We start from the raw sequence: 17861 nt of genomic DNA on the forward strand, positions 1-17861 counted from the left end.
GATTCAGCGGACCGGCTCACCTGCCCATTTCAGCCGGTGGAGGCGGATGAAGCAAGCGGGGGTCCATGGTCCTCCAACGAATCCCCCGAGGAGCGCGGACGTCCACCAGCGAACCGGAGGTGACCTGGGGGCCACTGTCGTGTGACAGGTCCGTAACCTAGAGTGCGGGTGTGTCCCAGGCCCCCGTCCCACTGTTACAGAACCGGCTCGACGTCCACGACCGGAAGCAGTTCGAGATCAAGCTCGAGTACCAGCCCTCCGGGGCGGACGACGAGACGCGCTACCTCGTGGAGACGTACGTCTTCCTTCCGGCGAGCCTGAACATCGACGCGGAGACGTACCCGCGGGCCTCCTTCTACGCGGACATCCACAACTACGTGCGCTTCAAGACGCCGGTGATGGCGCTCGAGGAGCTGCTGTCCTCGGATGTCGCGCCGCTGGCGCGGCTGGAGGCGGGACTGCTCACGGGGCTCGTCAGCGAGGCGGAGCTCGTCTACCAGGCGAAGCTGTTGTCCTGCATCTTCCGCGGAGCGCTGCGGCGTTTCGCCAACGGCGTGGACGAGCAGTGCGAGGGGATGGCACGGGGCCCGTCGGAGGGCGCGTGCGCGCGGCTGGAGAGTGATGCGCGGGCGGTGACGGCCGGGGCGCGGCGGGTGCTGGAGCGCTTCCGCGTGTGGGCGCGCTCGGCCAACCGCTACCGGATGCAGGAGAAGACGCGCGCCTCCATCCGCCTGGTGGACGAGTACCTGAGCCTCACGGTGGAGCAGTTCTTCCGCAAGGCCGTGGCGGACATGGACGCGCTGCCGCGCTCGGGCGTGTACATCGAGCTGCGCAAGGACTTGATGGACGAGGTGCTGCAAGAGGAGCAGTACCGCAAGGATCACCAGCTGCGCTCGGTGATCAGCCCCACCGGTGACAACGAGGAGTACATGCACCGGTTCGGGTTCCTGAAGAAGTTCTGCATGAACATCCTCTTCCTGTCGGCGCGGCGGGCGCAGCGGCGCCAGGGCTGGGAGGAGGTGCTGTTCGCGCTGGCGGCGGGCGTGGCGATGACCTTCGCCACGGCGGTGCTCTTCTGGGCGCAGAGCCGCTACACGCAGGCGAGCCTCAACTTCTTCCTCATCATGGTGGTGGGCTACATGATGAAGGACCGCATCAAGGAGGGGATGCGCCGCATCTTCAGCCAGGTGGCGGCGCGGCACCTCTTCGACCGGACGGCCCACATCGTGGACCCGGTGACGGAGCGGAGCCTGGGGACCTGCCAGGAGAAGGTGGACTACGGCCGCGCGGTGCGGGTGCCCGACGAGGTGATGGCCTTGCGCTTCCGGGACGACTTCATCACCGCGACCCAGGGCGAGCTGTCCGAGACGGTGCTGCGCTACCAGAAGCAGGTGGTGCTGGACGTGGACCTGCTGCCGCGCACCGAGCGGGGCGTGAGCGGCATCACCGACATCATCCGGATCAACGTGGAGCGTTTCCTGCGCGACATGGACGAGCCCGAGTACGCGCTGGAGTACGTGGACCTGGAGGACTTCTCGGTGGGGCGGGTGCGCGGGGCCAAGAGCTACCAGGTGGACCTGGCCTTCCGGCTCTTCGTCCAGGAGGCGGGGCAGGAGCGGGTGTCGCTGCAGCTCGTGCGGCTGGTGATGGACCGCAACGGCATCAAGCGGATGCTGCGGCTCTACCCGGAGCAGCCCCCCCGGCCCGAGCAGCCCATGCGCTCGGCCGCCTGAGAGGCCGATTTCCGCGCTGCCCGGGCGCCGGGTGCCCTATAGAAAGGGCCATGGCTTCCGACCTCAAGACCCGCGTCCGGGAGGGCTGGCAGGACACGCTGCGCGACATCCTGGCGCAGGCGCGCTCGCTCGGCTCCCAGGCGGTGCTCGCCTTCGACCTGGATTCCACCCTCTTCGACAACCGCCCCCGGCAGGCGCGCATCCTCCGGGAGTTCGGCAAGGCCCGGGAGGTGCAGAAGCTGGGGGCCTGCGAGCCGCACCACTGGGAGAGCGGCTTCGACATGCGGGGCGCCATGCGCAACTGCGGCCTGTCGGAGGAGGAGGCCGAGGCCCACTTCGAGGCGGCCCGGAGCTTCTGGCTGGAGCGCTTCTTCACCAGTGAATACTGCGTGGACGACGTGGCCATCCAGGGGGCGGCGGCCTTCACCCACGCGGTGGCGGCCACCGGGGCGCACCTGGCCTACGTCACCGGCCGCCACGAGGGCATGCGGGCGGGCACCGTGGACTGCATGCGCCGCAACGGCCTGGCCGTGCCCGGCGAGGGGCGGATCCACCTGCTGATGAAGCCGGCCATGGAGGACAATGACGACGCCTTCAAGCGCACCGCCCATGCCCGCCTGGGGGAATTTGGCACGCTGATCGCCGCTTTCGACAACGAGCCCACCCACGCCAACGACTACCTGCGCCGCTTTCCAGGGGCCAAGGTCGTCCACCTGGCGACCGACCATTCCGGGCGGCCGGTGGTGCTCCTCGACGAAATCGTCTCGGTGCCGCACTTCTCACACGAGTCGTGACGCAATGCGCCTAAAGGGTGGGCCGGAGGACGGCTCGCCGGATTGGTGCACAAAAGCGCTTTGGCAGTCCCATGTCCGCGCGCTATGAGGCGCACGGCGTCTGCCGTCCCCTTTTCCCGGGACGGCCTCAATGTTCGGAGGCTTGGCGGTGGCCAGCAAGTACTCGAAGGACCTGCTGTTGACGATGTACCGGAAGATGTACCTGATGCGCCGCTTCGAGGAGCGGACGGGCCAGCAGTACGGCCTCGGGAAGATCGCCGGTTTCTGTCACCTGTACATCGGCCAGGAGGCAGTGGCGGCCGGAGTCGAGGAGGCCATCCGCCCGGATGACTACATGCTGTCGGGCTACCGCGACCACGCCCAGCCGCTGGCGCGTGGCTCGGACCCGGGCATGGTCATGGCGGAGCTCTTCGGCCGCACCGGCGGCTACAGCAAGGGCAAGGGCGGCTCGATGCACATCTTCGACATCGAGAACCACTTCTACGGCGGCTACGGCATCGTGGGCGCGCAGATTGGCCTGGCCGCGGGCATGGCCTTCGCCAGCCGCTACCGCAACGAGGACCGCATCACCGTGTGCTACTTCGGTGACGCCGCGGCCAACCAGGGCATCTTCCACGAGACGCTCAACATGGCCGTCAAGTGGAAGCTCCCCGTGCTCTACATCTGCGAGAACAACCGCTACGGCATGGGCACGGCCATCGCGCGCGTCGCGGCGGTGCCGGAGATCCACAAGCGGGGCGAGGGCTACGGCATGCGCCACGAGGCCGTGGACGGCATGGACGTCCTCAAGATGTACGAGGCGGTGAAGGACGCGGCCGCGTACATCCGCGCCGGCAATGGCCCGGTGCTGATGGAGGCCAACACCTACCGCTTCCGTGGCCACTCCATGGCCGACCCCGCCACCTACCGCACCAAGCAGGAGGTGGAGGACGAGCGCAAGAACGACCCCATCCCGCGCCTCAAGGACTACATCCTCAAGCAGAAGCTGGCGAAGGAGGAGGAGTTCGAGGCCATCGACGAAGAGGTGAAGGCGCAGGTGGACGCGGCGGTGAAGTTCGCCGACGAGTCGCCCGAGCCGGACCTGGCCGAGCTTCTGGAAGGACACCATCGTGGAGGAGGGCGAGGAGGACGTGCGCCCCCGCGAGCGCGTGTTGGGCCAGAAGGTGACGAAGTGGCCGAAGTACCCGTCGGGCCAGGAGCTGAAGGTGACCTGGGACCTCGAGCCGCGCGAGCAGGCCGACAAGGCGGACAAGGCGGCTGGCCTCAAGCGCTAGCCCTCTTCCACTGACCACTCATTACGGATTTCGCATTCGGAGCCAACGATGGCCGAGTTGATGTACCGCGAGGCGCTGAACCAGGCGCTCGCCGAGGAGATGGAGCGCGACGCCAACGTGTTCCTCATTGGTGAGGAAGTGGGTCGCTACCAGGGCGCCTTCAAGGTGTCGCAGGGACTGTTGGACCGGTTCGGGAGCGCGCGCATCATCGACGCGCCCATCTCCGAGCTGGGCTTCACCGGCCTGGGTGTGGGTGCCGCCATGGTGGGCCTGCGTCCGGTGGTGGAGATGATGACGTGGAACTTCGCCATCCTGGCGATGGACCAGATCGTCAACAACGCGGCCAAGCTGCGGCACATGTCGGGCGGCCAGCTTCGCTGCCCCATCGTGTTCCGCGGCCCGGGTGGCGCGGGCGGCCGGCTCTCCAGCCAGCACAGCCAGGCGCTCGAGGCCAACTACGCCCACTTCCCGGGTCTGAAGGTGATTGCCCCGGCCACGCCGGCGGACGCGAAGGGCCTGCTCAAGTCGGCCATCCGCGACGAGAACCCCGTCATCATGATCGAGGGTGAGCGCCTCTACGCCCTCAAGGGCGAGGTGCCCGAGGGCGAGCACATCGTCCCCATCGGCAAGGCGGACGTGAAGCGCGAGGGCAAGGACGTCAGCCTCATCACCTGGTCGCGCATGTACTACTTCTGCGAGGAGGCCGCGAAGCAGCTCGAGGCCGAGGGCATCTCCGTGGAGATCCTCGACCTGCGCACGCTGCGGCCCCTGGACGAGGAGGCGATTCTCGCCACGGTGCGCAAGACGAACCGCGCCGTCGTCGTGGAAGAGGGCTGGCCCCTGGCCGGCGTTGGTGCTCAGGTGGTGGACATCATCCAGTCCAAGGCCTTCGATGACCTGGACGCTCCCGTCGTGCGCGTGACCGGCCTCGACGTGAACATGTCCTACGCGGCGAACCTGGAGAACGCGATCCAGCCGGACGCGCCCAAGATCATCGCGGCCGTGAAGAAGGTCCTCTACCGCGAGGGAGCCTGAGAACCGTATGGCCACGCCCATCCAGATGCCCTCCCTCTCTCCGACGATGAAGGAGGGCAAGATCGTCAAGTGGCTCAAGAAGGAGGGCGACAAGGTCTCCTCCGGCGAGGCGATCGCCGAGTGTGAGACCGACAAGTCGAACCTCGAGATTGAGGCCTATGACGACGGTTACCTCCTGAAGATCGTCGTCCCCGAAGGGGAGATGGCCACCGTGGGTGCGCCCATCGCCTTCCTCGGTGCCAAGGGTGAGAAGGTCGACGCCGGAGGAGGGGGCAAGGCCGCCGCGCCCGCCGCTCCGAAGGCCGAGGCGCCCAAGGCCGCTGCTCCCGCTCCCGCTGCTCCGGCTCCCGCCGCGCAGCCCGCCGCCGCCTCGGGTGGAGGCGAGGGCATCCCCGTGGTGATGCCCGCGCTCTCTCCGACGATGACGGAGGGCAAGCTCGTCAAGTGGCTGAAGAAGGAGGGGGACAAGGTCTCCTCCGGCCAGGCCATCGCCGAGGTGGAGACGGACAAGTCCAACCTCGAGGTGGAGGCCTACGACGACGGCGTGCTGGCCCGCATCGTGGTGCAGGAGGGCCAGATGGCCAAGGTGGGCGCGCCCATCGCGTTCCTGGCCGGGAAGGGTGGCGCCAAGGCCGCCGCTCCCGCTCAGGCTCCGGCGCCCGCCGCTCCGAAGGCCGAGGCGCCCAAGGCCGCTGCTCCGGCGCCTGCCCAGGCTCCCGCGCCGAAGGCCGCCGCTCCGGTGGCCGCGACGGGCGGCCGTCTGCGCGCCAGCCCGCTGGCGAAGCGGATGGCCCGCGATCGCGGTCTGGACCTCTCCCAGGTCCAGGGCTCCGGTCCGCACGGCCGCATCGTGAAGAGCGACATCGAGAAGGCGCTCACCCAGGCTCCCGCAGCGGCCGCCCCCAGGGCTCCCGCCGCCGCGGCTGCTGCCCCGGGCGTGCGTCCCGAGCCGAAGGCGGTGCCCGTCTCCACCATGCGCAAGGTCATCAGCCAGCGCATGGCCGAGGTGAAGCCGGGTGTTCCTCACTTCTACCTCTCGGTGGACGTGGAGATGGACGCCGCGCTGAAGATCCGCGAGGAGGCCAAGGCCCTCGAGTCCAAGGTCTCCGTCAACGACATCATCGTGAAGGCGTCGGCGATGGCGCTGCGCCGCTACCCGAAGATGAACGTGTCGCTGCACGGTGACAGCATCCTCCACTTCGAGACGGTGGATGTCGGCATCGCGGTGGCCATCGAGGACGGCCTCATCACCCCGATCATCCGCGACGCGGACAAGAAGGGGCTGTCGGCCATCTCCGCCGAGGCGCGTGACCTGGCCGAGCGGGCCCGCAAGCGCGGCCTCAAGCCGCACGAGTACACGGGCGGCTCGCTGACGGTGTCCAACCTGGGCATGTACGGCATCGACTCGTTCATCGCCGTCATCAACCCGCCCCAGGCGGCCATCCTCGCGGTGGGCTCCGTCTCGGACAAGGTGGTGGTGCGCGACGGGCAGATGGTGGTGCGCAAGCTGATGACGGTGACGCTCTCGGGCGACCACCGCGTCATCGACGGGGCCATCGGCGCCGAGTACCTCCGGGAGCTCAAGGCGCTGCTCGAGCACCCGATGCGGCTGCTGTTCTAGCCGCTCCCGCCCCGGCGGGCCGCCTGCACGCGCGGCCCGCCCGGGGTTTCCGGCCCGTTACTCGCGGGCCGGCTCCTTCTCGTCGTGCATCTCGTGCTCCAGCTTGCGCTGCGCCTCGGTGACCCCGGCCTGTTCGGCGCGCTGGGTCCCGGTGGGCAGGTCGTTCTCGTGCTCCTCGGAGCGGCCCTTGATGCCGGGCCAGGGATCCGGGTGGGTCGCCTGCACGTGCTCGATGTGCTCGGCGTAGTGAGGGTCCTTTTTGTCCGCCATCTCGTGCCTCCTCGGGCTGTGGGAGTCTCGCCATACGGTGGGGGCTGAGGTGGGAGACGGCCACGGTGGGTCCGATTCCGCACGGGCCGCTCCCCTGCCTGCTGGGGAAGGCTCGAAAAGGGCGCGCAACTCTTCCGTGAGCTGTTTAACTTCTCGCCAATGAGTAACGACGACACGAGACGCACCCGGCTGGAAGAGGGGATGCAGGAACTGGAGACGCGCATGGGTGGACCCGCGCCGCTGGCCCAGCCCCTCCACCAGGCCCTGCTCGGGGCCGTGTTCCCCCTGTCCGTGGACCAGCTCGTCCTGTTGGCCCGGGAGAACGAGGCGCCCGCGCTGATCGTCTCCCTGTTGGGCAATCTGCCGGGGCGGCGCTTCGCCTCCCTGGAGGCCGTGCAGGAGGCGTTGGAGTCCCAGGCGGGTCCAGGGGAGGAGGCCGTCGAGCCCTCGCCTGCTCCCATGCCCTCTCGTTGAGCGCTCCAGGTGCGTTCCCCTGCGGGCGGGTAGGGGAGAGCTTGACCCCGAGCATGCCGGGGTTGCCGGTGCGTGCGGGTCTCTCATCTGCTCAAACACGGCCCATCGGGTTTTGGGCGTGACGTGGTATCTCTTGGGGCGTGGGCACGGTGGGTAGGCACGGTGGGTGTGGGGTGGTGGGCCTGGCCCGGAGAGGAATTCCATGAACCCGTCTGACCTGCCCGCCGTCCTCTATGTCGACGACGACGCGCTCAACCTGAGGGTGTTCGAGGCGAACTTCGGCTCGAAGTTCCGCATCTTCCGCTGCTCGACGCCGGCCGAGGCGTTGACGCTGCTGGAGCAGAAGCGCAACGAGATCGGCGTCATCCTGTCGGACCAGCGCATGCCGCAGATGACGGGCGTGGAGCTGCTGGAGCGCGCGCGCACGCTGGCACCGGACGCCAAGCGCATGCTCGTCACCGCGTACTCGGACATGCAGGCCGTCATCGACGCGGTGAACCGCGGCCAGGTGAGCCGCTACTTCGTCAAGCCGTGGGACCGGGCCAAGGTGCTGGCCGCGCTTGAGGACGGGCTGAAGATCGCCCGGCTGGAGCTGCGCATCCGCGAGGTGGAAGGGCGGATGATGAAGGCCGAGCGTCTGGCCACGCTGGGCCAGGTGACGGCCGGCATCGCGCACGAGCTGATGGGCCCGGTGGGCTACCTCTCGCAGAACGTGTCCTCGCTGCGGCGGGATCTCGAGTGCGTGGTGCAGTACGCCTCCAAGCACCTGGCGACGGACCCGTCGCCCGAGGTGGCGAGCGTGCTGGAGGACCTGCCGTCGCTGCTGCAGGACCTGGCCACGGGCGCGGATCACCTGCGCGGGGTGGCGCTGGGCCTGAGGGCGCAGGCGCGGGGCGAGGACATGGAGGTCTCGGCGGATGTGGCCGAGGTGGTGTCCTTCGCGGTGAAGCTGGCGCGCGCCGAGGTGCGTGACCGGGCCCGCATCACCACCATGGGCGAGCCGGTGAAGGTGACGTTCGGCCCGGTGAAGCTGACCCAGGTGCTCCTCAACCTCATCGTCAACGCGGCGCAGGCCATGGAAGGCACGGGCCGGCCGGGCCGCATCGATGTGCGCTGGACGTCGCGCGAGCAGAACGTGCTGCTCACCGTGGCGGACAACGGCTGCGGCATCTCGCAGGAGCTGCAGGAGAAGGTCTTCCAGCCGCTCTTCACCACCAAGCCGGTGGGCATCGGCACGGGCCTGGGCCTGTCCATCTGCAAGGAGCTGGTGACGCAGGCGGGCGGCGGCGTGCGGCTGTCGTCGAAGCAGGGCGAGGGCACCGAGGTGGAGCTCACGCTCCCGCGAGTCCAGCTCCCCTGAGTCCGAAGGCGTTGTGCAGCAGGCGCCACACGCGCAGGAGCGCCTCCTGCTCGTGGGGGCCGATGTGCTCCACCAGCACCTCACGCCGCGGCTCCTCCTGGCGCTGGGGGTCCTTGCCGCCGGGGTGCCACACCACCACCAGCGCGTAGCGTCCGGGCGCCCGCTCCACCACGTCCACCGAGGTCACCTCGTCGAAGGGCACCCACTCGGCCCGGGTGGCCCCCGGGGCCCACCGCAGCCGCTCCAGCCGCAGGCGCTCGGTGGAGAAGTGCAGCCCGAAGCGGCGCCGGCCCAGTTGCCCCTCCAATTGAAGCGCGAAGCCCACCAGGGCCACCGCCACCATGCCCAGCGCCAGCGGCACGGAGGACACCGCCCCGTCCCCGCCCAGCAGCACTCCCATCACCGCGCCCGCCGTGCACAGCGCCGCCAGCACGAGACAGGCACCCGGGAGCTGCCGCCGCCAGAAGGAAGGGGGGAGGGACTCGCCCAACAGACGGCCGGGCTCGTACCGCAGCCGTACGTCCCCCAACCGCCGTGGGGCGGGGTTCTCCTCCAGCGCTTCCGTGAAGCTCGCCACGGCTCCCAGCATAGAGCCTCACATGGCGTTGCTCGAACTCTGAGGCGAGCTGTGCGATTCTCGACCCATGGATCTCCCCTTCGAGACGGACGAGGGCGGCGGGGGTGAGGAGGGTGGGGGAACCCTCGCCTCGACCGTCCTGGTGGTGGACGACGAGCCCGTGGTGCGCGACGTGTGCGCCCGGTTGCTCTCGCGTGAGCCGGACCTGGTCGTGAGCCTGGCCGAGGACGCCGAGGAGGCGCTGGAGTTGCTGCGCGCCCAGCGCTTCGACGTGCTCATCACCGACAAGAACCTGCCGGGAATGGGCGGCGTGGAGCTCATCTCCGAGGCGCGGGCCCTGCAGCCGGCGCTGGAGGCGGTGATGATCACCGGCTACTCCAGCTCCGAGTCGGTGATCGCCGCCTTCGCGGCGGGCGCGAGCGACTACATCCTCAAGCCCTTCGAGGACCTGCGGCTGGTGCGCGCCAAGGTGCGGGCCGCGCTGGAGCGCCGCTCCGAGCGGGTGAAGGGGCGCGAGCTGGCGCGGCGCGTGGCCCGTGAGGCGTCCGAGCTGCTGCTCGCCGGTGGGCAGGCGTCGCCCGAGGCCCGTGAGCAACTGGAGACGCAGCTGCGTGCCTACGAGCAGGCGAGCCGGGTGGCCGCGGGCGGGCAGGTGGCGGTGGTGGGCAGCCCGGAGGCGCTCCAGACCTTGCTGGACGAGGGGCTGGAGGCCGTGGCGCTGCCCCCGGATTCGCCCGCGCTGATGGGCGCGGCCGTGGTGGTGCTGGAGACGGGCTCCTCGGACTGGTGGGAGATCGCCGAGCGCCTCCAGTCGGCCACGCCGGACGTGGTGCTGCTGGCCGGCCCCCACGCGGACCTGGCGGACCTGCTGGACGCCATCACCCTGCGCCTGGAGCTGGTGGGCTTTGGCACCGCGTCGCCGCTGTCGCTGCCGGAGCGGGTGCGCATGCTGCTGATGCGCCGCAGCCTGCAGCGCTCCCAGGCGAGCCTCGCCTCGGCCCTGGCCACCTTCCGCGCCAGCCTGCGCGGGTAGCCTCGAGCGGGGCGAGCCCGCAAAAGCGAAGCGCCCGCTTCTCAGAAGAGAGAAGCGGGCGCCTCAGTGACCCTGCCGGGATTCGAACCCGAGTTTGTGCCGTGAGAGGGCACCGTCCTAACCGCTAGACGACAGGGCCGTGCTACCAACCTCGACTGTGCTGCGTGTGACCCTGCCGGGATTCGAACCCGAGTTTGTGCCGTGAGAGGGCACCGTCCTAACCGCTAGACGACAGGGCCGGTATTGCGACTACCGGGTACGACGAGCTGGGGAACTAGGATTCGAACCTAGATAAGCAGAGTCAGAGTCTGCTGTCCTGCCGTTAGACGATTCCCCAAGGACTTCCTGCTGCGTGCTGCCGAAGTTGCTGTCTGACTACCGCAACCGCTTTGCCTCTGCAACTTCCTTTTTCGAACCGGCCGGCTACCGCGACTTCTTCCCGGACTTCGGCTCCGGCTTCTTCGCGGGCTTGGCCGGAACCGGCGCCGCCTGCAGCGGAACGACGTAGATACGGACCTCGTCGTTCGCCTCATAAATGTTCAACCCCTCGAAGTTTCTTCCCGAGGGATTGACGATGTGGACGGCCTTCACGCCCGGCTGGTTGACCACCGACCTGCGAGGGAAGGTGCCCGCCGGATAGACCGACTTGTAATACTCCAGCGTCTTCTCGAAGTCGCCCGGTGCCCGGTACCGAAGCTCGCCCACCTTCTGAGCGCCATCGGGAATCTGGGCCCCGTTCACCACCGCCGCCGCCGCCACCGACACCCAGAGCACCGCTACCGCCGCCCCGAGCGGGCGCGCCTTATAGAAAAGGCCCTTCAGGCTGTCAAGCGCTCGTGTCATGGGGGCGAAGGATAGGGCCCACGGGCGGAGGTGTCCACCCCAACCTGCGGGCCCTGTTCAGCCAGTCCGGCGGGGGACTACGGACGGGCCAGGGCCGCGTCCAGGCGGTGGAGCGTCTCCTCACGCCCCAGCAGCTCGAGCGTCTCGCCGATGCCCGGGCTCACCGTGCCGCCCGTGGCCGCCACGCGCACCGGCTGGGCCACCTTGCCCATGCCCACCCCGGCGCTCTCGCTGACCTTCTTCACCACCTCGTCCAGCGCGGCGGCGCTCCACTGCGGCAGCGCGGCCACCTGCTCGCGCACCTGGGTGAGCAGCGGCTTGGACTCGGCCGTGAGGTGCTTGGCCGCGGCCTTCTCGTCCAGCGCCACGCCGTGCTGGAAGTACTTGAGGGCCATCTCGGCCATCTCCTGCAGCGTCTTGGCGCGCTCGCGGAAGGCCATCACCACGCGCTCCGGCCGCGGGTCTCCCGCCTTCACCTGCACGTCCCTGGCGCCGAGGAAGTCCACGAGCTGCTCGGCCACCACCGCCGGGGGCAGCATCTTGAGCCACTGCTGGTTGAGCCACATCAGCTTGTCCGGGCTCCACACGCCGGAGGTGGTGCCCACGTGGTCGAAGTCGAACCACTCCACCATCTGCTCGCGCGAGATGACCTCGTCGTTGCCGTGGCTCCAGCCCAGGCGGATGACGTAGTTGCTCAGCGCCTCGGCCAGCACGCCGTTGCGCTTGTGCAGCATCACGTCCGCCTCGGGGTGCTTGCGCTTGGAGAGCTTCTCGCGGTCCGGCCCGAGGATGAGCGGGAAGTGGGCGAACTCGGGCGGCTTCCACCCGAAGGCCTGGTACAGCATGAGCTGCGGGAAGGTGGAGTTGACGTGCTCCTGCCCGCGCCCCACCAGGGTGATGTCCATGGTGCGGTCGTCGATGACGCAGCCGTAGTTGTAGAGGGGGATGCCGTCCGCGCGCATCATCACCCAGTCATCCAGGTCCGAGTACTGCTTGGTGATGGGCCCGAGCACCTTGTCGTCGAACGTCACCTGGCCCTCGCCCTCCGGCATGCGGAAGCGGATGACGGCGGTGCGGCCCTCGGGGATGTCCTGGCGGTCGCGGCAGGTGCCCTCGTACTTGTAGGTCCCCGGCTTGCCCGTGGCCTTCTCCACCGCGGCCCGGCGCGCGTCGATCTCCTCGCGGGTGCAGTAGCAGCGGTACGCCTTGCCCTCGGCGATGAGCTGGTCCGCGTACTTCTTGTAGAGCTCCAGGCGCTGCGTCTGGAAGTAGGGCGCCACGGGGCCCTCCTTGCCCGGCCCCTCGTCCCAGTCGATGCCCAGCCAGGTGAGCCCGTCGAGAATGGCCTTCACGGACTCCGGCGTGGAGCGCTCCTGGTCCGTGTCCTCGATGCGCAGGATGAAGACGCCGCCGTAGCGCTTGGCGTAGAGGTAGTTGAAGAGGGCGGTACGGGCGCCTCCGATGTGGAGATACCCAGTCGGAGACGGAGCGAAGCGGACGCGAGGAACAGGAGCCATATCGAAGGGGCGCGGATAGCAGGGACGGGCTTGGGTGGTCAACGAGCGGCCGGGGTTGTCCGACTTCCCTGCCCCCGGCCCGTCCAATGCATTAGACTGCCGCGCACCGAGGGCTCCTGCATGAAACTCCACACCGCGCACCGCGCGCTCCTGCCGTTCGTCCTACTGCTCTCCCTGTCGGCGAGCGCTACCACGATGCTGCGAGCGGACCTGCCGGAGCTCGCCCAGACGTCCGATGCCATCGTTCACGGCACGGTGCGCCGGGTGGAAAGCCGGTGGAGCGGAGATGGACGCCGAATCGTCACCGATGTGGAAATCCAGGTCACCGAGGCCCTGAAGGGGACGTCAGGGCAGGCAGGCAGCACGGTGCTCGTCACCCAGCCTGGTGGGCAGGTAGGCGACATCGGGCAGCGGGTGAGCGGTCTGGCCGCCTTCACCCCCGGGGAGGAGGTCGTCGTCTTCCTGGAGCGCCGGGGCAAGACGGCCTTCCGCGTCTCGGGCATGGCCCAGGGCAAGTACCAGGTGCAGCGCACGGAGGGCGGCAAGAGCGCCATGGCCGTGCCGGAGCCCACCGGTGACGTGCTCCTGTTGGACCCGGACACACGGCAGCCCACCGCCTCCTCTCAGCGCTCCCTGTCGCTGCAGGAGCTCAAGGCGGCCATCCGCACCGCGCTCGAGCAGAAGCAGGCTCCCGTCCGTTCCCAGGAGAAGCGCCCGTGATTGGTGCCGCGCTCCTGGTCGCGCTCGCCCTCGGGCAGAGCGATCCCTTCGTCCGCAGCCGCGTGACTGCGAGCGACCCGGCGGGCCAGTGCCTCTTCTGGACGGTGCCCACCATCCACTGGCAGCTCAGCAGCGTGGGCAACCCCAACACCAGCATGGAGGAGCAGAAGCAGCGCGAGTTCGCGGCCATCCGCGCCTCCTTCCAGAGCTGGCAGCGGATCTTCGACTCCTGCGGCAACCTGCGCTTCTCGGAAGGGCCCCTCGTGGATGACCGAGAGGTGGGCTACGACCTGAACGGCGACAACCGCAACCTCGTCCTCTTCCGCTCCAGGAGCTGCGAGGAGCTCGTGCCCGACGACAACAAGTGCTGGGACGAGGACACCTGCGGCAACGACTTCGACTGCTGGGACGGCGACCCGCAGACCATCGCCCTCACGCTGACCACCTACGACGAGAAGTCCGGCATCATCTACGACTCGGACATCCAGTTGAACGCGAACGGCTTCGTCTTCACCACCGTGGACAGCCCGCCCGCGCCCATCTGCCCCCGGCCCATCAGCGGCAACCCCGGCAACTGCGTGGCCACCGACGTGCAGAACACCATGACGCACGAGATCGGCCACCTGATCGGCCTGGACCACACCCGGGCACTCGGCTCCGTCATGAACCCGAGCGCGCCGCAGGGCGAGGTGTCCAAGCGCGACATCGACGAGGGCTCGGCCGACTTCGTGTGCAAGACGTACCCGAGGGGCCTGGCCAGCCAGAGCTGCATCACCCCCTCGCTGGCGCGCAGTGGGAACGTGGCCGTGCTGGGTCAGCATGCCATCGGGTGCTCGAGCGCCGGGGCCGGGGTGTGGTGGCCCGCGATGGCCGGTTGGGCCCTGCTCGCGTGGCGCCGCCGCCGGGGAGGCACCCGCTCATGATGCGCGCCCTTCCGGGGATCGCCCTCGCGGCGCTCGCCCTCGGTGCTTCCGAGGCGGAGGCCCAGGTGTACCGGCGCACCCTGGTGCCCGGCCGGCCCTTCTGTGTCGTCTGGCCCGGCCGTGACTACGTGTACCGGGTGGACGCGGCCGGCAGCCGCCGCACGCCCGGCGACACCGAGTTCGCCGCCCTCGAGGCCGCGTTCGCTTCCTGGCGCGCGGTGTCCAACACCTGCAGCGACTTCACCTTCACCCGCGGCCCGGACATCCAGAAGCCCCGCGTGGGGTACGTGCGGGACAGCCAGGACAACGAGAACGTCATCACCTTCCGCGAGGTGGACTGCAACGACGTCGTCCCGCCGGAGGACCCGTGCCTCGAGGACGACACCTGCGCCAACACCTACGCCTGCTGGGACCATGGCGCCGCCGTCATCGGGCTGACCACCACCACCTTCAGCTTCCGCACCGCGTACATCCTCGACGCCGACGTCGAATTCAACGCGAGCACCGGCGGCAGGGGCTTCCTCTTCACCACCATCGACTCCCCCATGTGTGAGGGGGAGCAGTCCACCGACTGTGTCGTCACGGACGTGCAGAACACGGCGACCCACGAGTTCGGTCACGTGGTGGGGTTGGATCACGTGTCCGAGCTCGGCGCCACCATGGAGGCCACCGCGCCTCCGGGGGAGACCCACAAGCGCATCATCGACGCGGGCAGCGCCGCGGGCTTCTGCGAGGCCTACCCCCGTGGACTGCCGCCCACCCAGTGTGGCGAGCGTCCCGATCTCGGCCGTCGCTTCCAGGCGGTGTCGCAAGGCCCCGGCATCGGGTGCGGCGCGGCCCCCACGGCCCTCTTCCCGGCGGCGGGCCTGCTCGGCCTCCTGGTGCTCGGCCGGAGGAGGCAGCGGCCGGCCGGACGCGATGGAGCGGCCTTCCGCTCCCGGAATGGTTAGAGGAAGAAGGAAGGAGGGCCCATGGCCATCGCCTTCTTCGACCTGGACAAGACGCTGCTCGCGGTGAACTCGGGTTCCCTGTGGATCCGCCGCGAGCTCGCCCTGGGCCACATCACCCGGGTCCAGGCCATGCGGGCCACCCTGTGGCTCGCCCGCTACCACATGGGCTTCGTCCCCATGCAGGACGCCCTGGTGCAGGCCATGTCCCATCTCCAGGGCACGGACGAGCAGCCCATCCGCGAGCGCACCATCCGCTTCTACGAGGAGCTGGTCCGCCCGCAGTACCGGCCCGGCGCCCTGCGCGCCGTGGAGGAGCACCGCGCGGCCGGGGACAGGCTCGTCCTCCTCACCTCGTCCTCCGGCTACATGGCCGAGCTGGTGGCGCGGGACTTGACCCTGGACGCGGTGCTCTGCAACCGGCTCGAGGTGGATGCCGCGGGCGTCTACACCGGCCGGCCCCTGGGCGAGGTGTGCTTCGGCGACGGCAAGCGCTCCTACGCCCAGGCCTATGCCTCGCAGGCCGGGGTCTCGCTGTCCGCGTGCGCCTTCTATACGGACTCGTACTCGGATCTGCCGGTCATGGAGGTGGTGGGCCGCCCCGTGGCCGTCCACCCGGATCGCCGCCTGCGCCGCGAGGCCCTGCGGCGCGGCTGGCCCGTGGTGGATTGGGGCTCCCCAGCCGGTGCCCGCGCCGTGGTGCTCGACTTCCCCTCACAGTGAGGGCCTCAGCCGCGGCGGCGCGGCGCCACCACGCGGATGTTGAAGACGTAGTCCACCGCCACCGCCTTGCCCTGCAGCAGGATGGGCTTGTAGACGCGCGAGTGCAGCGACTGCACCACCGCCTCGTTCATGTGAGGCAGGCCCTTGATGACGCGGCAGTTCTCGACCTGCCCCTTCTGGGTGATGGTGCACTTCACCACCATCGTCCCCTCCACGCGGGCCGTCAGCGCCTCGCGCGTGTAGACGATGTCCTTGCCCTTCACCTGCACCGGGCGCGGCATGCCCTCCTGGAAGGGCACCGGTCCGTCTCCCGTGGGCGCCACACCCTTGGCCAGCGCCAGCACCGGCACCGCCAGGCCACTCGTGCCGGGCGCCGCCGCCGTCTTGTCCGCCTGCTTCGGCGCCGACGAGGGCAGGGCCGACGGAGGCGGCTCCGACTCCAGCATCACCGGCGCCGACATGGAGCCCATGGCCGTCACCGTGGAGTTGCCGCCCGAGGTGCCCGAGGCCTGCTCCACCTGGTTCCTCGAGGCCGCGGCCGCCACGTTCCGGCTGGAGCCCCGCACACGCTGCAGCTTCTGGGCGAACACCACCTCACCCGAGCCGCCCGTGATGACCGTCTCCGGCTGGTAGCCGTCCATCGAGAAGGTGAACTCGGCGGTGACCGTTTCCTGGCCCTTCTCCTTGGGAATCTCCAGCAGCAGCGGCGTCGTGCCGCGCTCCTCGCCCTTGTAGAGGACGCGCGCGCCCGTGGGCTGGCTCATCAGCCGGAAGCGCACCACCTGCTCCACGGCCTTCTCGGCCGGTGCCGTCTGCTGCGCCGCGACCGGCTCCTGCCTGGGCTCCGGACGCCAGAACACTCCCGAGGACAGCAGCAGGCCGCCGGTGAGGGCCACGGCGATGCCTCCGCCCACCAGCCCTCCCAGCAGCAGCGTGCGCCGCCGCGTCTTCTGCATGTCCGGCGGCACCTCCACGCTGATGTCCACCGCGAGCGTGTTGTTCTCCGACGAGTCCCCGGTGATGCCCGCGAAGAGCGGCGTCTTGTGCGGCCCCGTCGTGTTCCCGCCTGGGCGCTTGAAGATGCCGCTGTGGCCGCCCGCGGACATGTTCGCCCCGCGCATCGCCTCCAGCAGCTCCTCCATCGTCTGGAAGCGCCGCCCCGGCTCCTTCTCCAGGCACTTGCGCACCAGCGATTCGATCTCCGGCGGCACGTGCAGGTCCGGCCTCACCGAGCTGAACGCCGGCGGCAGCTCCTTGTGGTGGGCGAAGATGAGCTCGATGTGATCCTTCGAGACGAACGGCGGCCGCCCCACCAGCATCTGGTAGAGCATCACCCCCAGCGAGTACACGTCGCTGCGGATGTCCGCCTCGTTGCGCGCCTGCTCCGGCGCCATGTACGCCGGCGAGCCCAGGAAGGTGCCGCTCTGGGTGATCTCCGGGTTGGGCGCGCTCTCCGAGGGGGAGATCGACTTCACCAGCCCGAAGTCCAGCACCTTCACGAGATCCTGATCGGACTCGTTGAGCACCATGATGTTGGCCGGCTTCAAGTCCCGGTGCACCACGCCCAGGTTGTGGGCCTCGCGCAGCGAGCGGCAGATCTGCTGCGCGATGCTCAGCGCCCGCGCCCAGGGCAGCGGCCCCGTCTCCGCCAGCACCTGGCCGAGCGTCCGGCCCTCCAGGTACTCCATGGCGATGTAGTAGATGCCGTCGTCCGTCTGCCCGTAGTCGATCACCGTCACCGTGTTGGGGTGGCGGAGCTTGGACGAGAGCGAGGCCTCGCGCAGGAAGCGCTTCTGGAAGCCCGGATCCTTGCTGGTGGGGAAGTTGGGGTTGAGCACCTTGAGCGCGACCATGCGATCCAAGGGGGTCTGCTGGGCCCGGTAGACCCGGCCCATGCCTCCCACACCAATCGGCTCGAGGATGCTGAAGCGGCCGTTGAGGGTCCGCCCGATGAGGGGATCCGAGCCATTGTCGCCCGGTCCCTGCGAGTCGCCCTGCGAGTCGCCGGTCACCATGT

16 protein-coding genes, 3 tRNA genes and 1 pseudogene are annotated in these 17861 nt (G+C 69.4%); 12 read left to right on the plus strand and 8 right to left on the minus strand.

Annotation, left to right across the window (positions count from 1 at the left end):
- Positions 1-170: 170 nt before the first annotated feature.
- From ACN28I_RS46300 to ACN28I_RS46320, 5 genes and pseudogenes are all read left to right on the plus strand, one after another.
- Positions 171-1733: a hypothetical protein gene (locus ACN28I_RS46300; RefSeq protein ID WP_420948249.1), complete on the plus strand. Its 1563-nt coding sequence runs from the start codon at positions 171-173 to the stop codon at positions 1731-1733.
- Positions 1734-1783: 50 nt separating this feature from the next.
- Positions 1784-2527, plus strand: coding sequence for a hypothetical protein (locus ACN28I_RS46305; protein ID WP_420948250.1), 744 nt, complete (start codon positions 1784-1786; stop codon positions 2525-2527).
- A gap of 148 nt (positions 2528-2675) precedes the next feature.
- A pseudogene (gene pdhA / locus ACN28I_RS46310) lies at positions 2676-3801 on the plus strand (pyruvate dehydrogenase (acetyl-transferring) E1 component subunit alpha).
- Between the two features lie 48 nt (positions 3802-3849).
- Complete coding sequence (locus ACN28I_RS46315; protein WP_420948251.1) at positions 3850-4836, plus strand: pyruvate dehydrogenase complex E1 component subunit beta; 987 nt, start codon at positions 3850-3852, stop codon at positions 4834-4836.
- A 7-nt stretch (positions 4837-4843) separates the two neighbouring features.
- Complete coding sequence (locus ACN28I_RS46320) at positions 4844-6457, plus strand: pyruvate dehydrogenase complex dihydrolipoamide acetyltransferase (protein ID WP_420948252.1); 1614 nt, start codon at positions 4844-4846, stop codon at positions 6455-6457.
- 57 nt (positions 6458-6514) lie between these two features.
- On the opposite strand, the gene ACN28I_RS46325 is transcribed toward ACN28I_RS46320, so the two are convergent.
- Positions 6515-6727: a hypothetical protein gene (locus ACN28I_RS46325; protein WP_420948253.1), complete on the minus strand. Its 213-nt coding sequence runs from the start codon at positions 6725-6727 to the stop codon at positions 6515-6517.
- A 159-nt stretch (positions 6728-6886) separates the two neighbouring features.
- On the opposite strand from ACN28I_RS46325, the gene ACN28I_RS46330 reads away from it, so the two are divergent.
- Both ACN28I_RS46330 and ACN28I_RS46335 read left to right on the plus strand, forming a co-directional pair.
- Positions 6887-7201: a DUF2795 domain-containing protein gene (locus ACN28I_RS46330; protein ID WP_420948254.1), complete on the plus strand. Its 315-nt coding sequence runs from the start codon at positions 6887-6889 to the stop codon at positions 7199-7201.
- Positions 7202-7403: 202 nt separating this feature from the next.
- Complete coding sequence (locus ACN28I_RS46335; protein ID WP_420948255.1) at positions 7404-8561, plus strand: sensor histidine kinase; 1158 nt, start codon at positions 7404-7406, stop codon at positions 8559-8561.
- On the opposite strand, the gene ACN28I_RS46340 is transcribed toward ACN28I_RS46335, so the two are convergent.
- Positions 8533-9150, minus strand: coding sequence for a hypothetical protein (locus ACN28I_RS46340; protein ID WP_420948256.1), 618 nt, complete (start codon positions 9148-9150; stop codon positions 8533-8535). The two genes, ACN28I_RS46335 and ACN28I_RS46340, sit on opposite strands and share 29 nt — an antisense overlap.
- 55 nt (positions 9151-9205) lie before the next feature.
- On the opposite strand from ACN28I_RS46340, the gene ACN28I_RS46345 reads away from it, so the two are divergent.
- Positions 9206-10171, plus strand: coding sequence for a response regulator transcription factor (locus tag ACN28I_RS46345; RefSeq protein ID WP_420948257.1), 966 nt, complete (start codon positions 9206-9208; stop codon positions 10169-10171).
- Between the two features lie 67 nt (positions 10172-10238).
- On the opposite strand, the gene ACN28I_RS46350 is transcribed toward ACN28I_RS46345, so the two are convergent.
- The 5 genes from ACN28I_RS46350 to gltX form a co-directional block, all read right to left on the minus strand.
- Positions 10239-10310, minus strand: a tRNA-Glu gene (locus ACN28I_RS46350).
- Between the two features lie 28 nt (positions 10311-10338).
- Positions 10339-10410, minus strand: a tRNA-Glu gene (locus tag ACN28I_RS46355).
- A 27-nt stretch (positions 10411-10437) separates the two neighbouring features.
- Positions 10438-10508: transfer RNA gene (locus ACN28I_RS46360), tRNA-Gln, on the minus strand.
- An 86-nt stretch (positions 10509-10594) separates the two neighbouring features.
- The gene (locus ACN28I_RS46365; protein WP_420948258.1) at positions 10595-11014 is read right to left on the minus strand and encodes a hypothetical protein; all 420 of its coding nucleotides are present in this window, start codon (positions 11012-11014) and stop codon (positions 10595-10597) included.
- Positions 11015-11091: 77 nt separating this feature from the next.
- Positions 11092-12531 (minus strand): glutamate--tRNA ligase, encoded by a 1440-nt coding sequence (gene gltX / locus ACN28I_RS46370; protein ID WP_420948259.1) that lies wholly within the window; start codon positions 12529-12531, stop codon positions 11092-11094.
- A 120-nt stretch (positions 12532-12651) separates the two neighbouring features.
- Here gltX and ACN28I_RS46375 point away from each other — a divergent pair, with 120 nt between their 5' ends.
- Genes ACN28I_RS46375 through ACN28I_RS46390 form a run of 4 tightly spaced genes read left to right on the plus strand, consistent with a single transcriptional unit; the run spans position 12652 to position 15844 of the window.
- A complete protein-coding gene (locus tag ACN28I_RS46375; RefSeq protein ID WP_420948260.1) occupies positions 12652-13251 on the plus strand; it encodes a hypothetical protein in 600 nt (199 codons plus the stop codon).
- A complete protein-coding gene (locus ACN28I_RS46380; protein WP_420948261.1) occupies positions 13248-14174 on the plus strand; it encodes a myxosortase-dependent metalloprotease, MXAN_2677/MXAN_2678 family in 927 nt (308 codons plus the stop codon). The genes ACN28I_RS46375 and ACN28I_RS46380 overlap by 4 nt, the downstream gene beginning before the upstream one ends.
- Positions 14171-15124: a myxosortase-dependent metalloprotease, MXAN_2677/MXAN_2678 family gene (locus ACN28I_RS46385; RefSeq protein ID WP_420948262.1), complete on the plus strand. Its 954-nt coding sequence runs from the start codon at positions 14171-14173 to the stop codon at positions 15122-15124. The genes ACN28I_RS46380 and ACN28I_RS46385 overlap by 4 nt, the downstream gene beginning before the upstream one ends.
- 21 nt (positions 15125-15145) lie before the next feature.
- Positions 15146-15844 carry an HAD family hydrolase gene (locus ACN28I_RS46390; RefSeq protein WP_420948263.1) on the plus strand — a complete coding sequence of 233 codons (699 nt, stop codon included), beginning with the start codon at positions 15146-15148 and terminating at the stop codon, positions 15842-15844.
- A 5-nt stretch (positions 15845-15849) separates the two neighbouring features.
- Here the strand turns inward: ACN28I_RS46390 and ACN28I_RS46395 are convergent, their stop codons facing one another.
- On the minus strand, positions 15850-17859 hold the full coding sequence (locus ACN28I_RS46395) for a protein kinase domain-containing protein (RefSeq protein ID WP_420948264.1): 2010 nt from the start codon (positions 17857-17859) through the stop codon (positions 15850-15852).
- Positions 17860-17861: the final 2 nt, after the last annotated feature.

The organism is Archangium gephyra (genome assembly GCF_049060025.1).
Classification (GTDB): Bacteria; Myxococcota; Myxococcia; order Myxococcales; family Myxococcaceae; genus Archangium; species Archangium gephyra_A.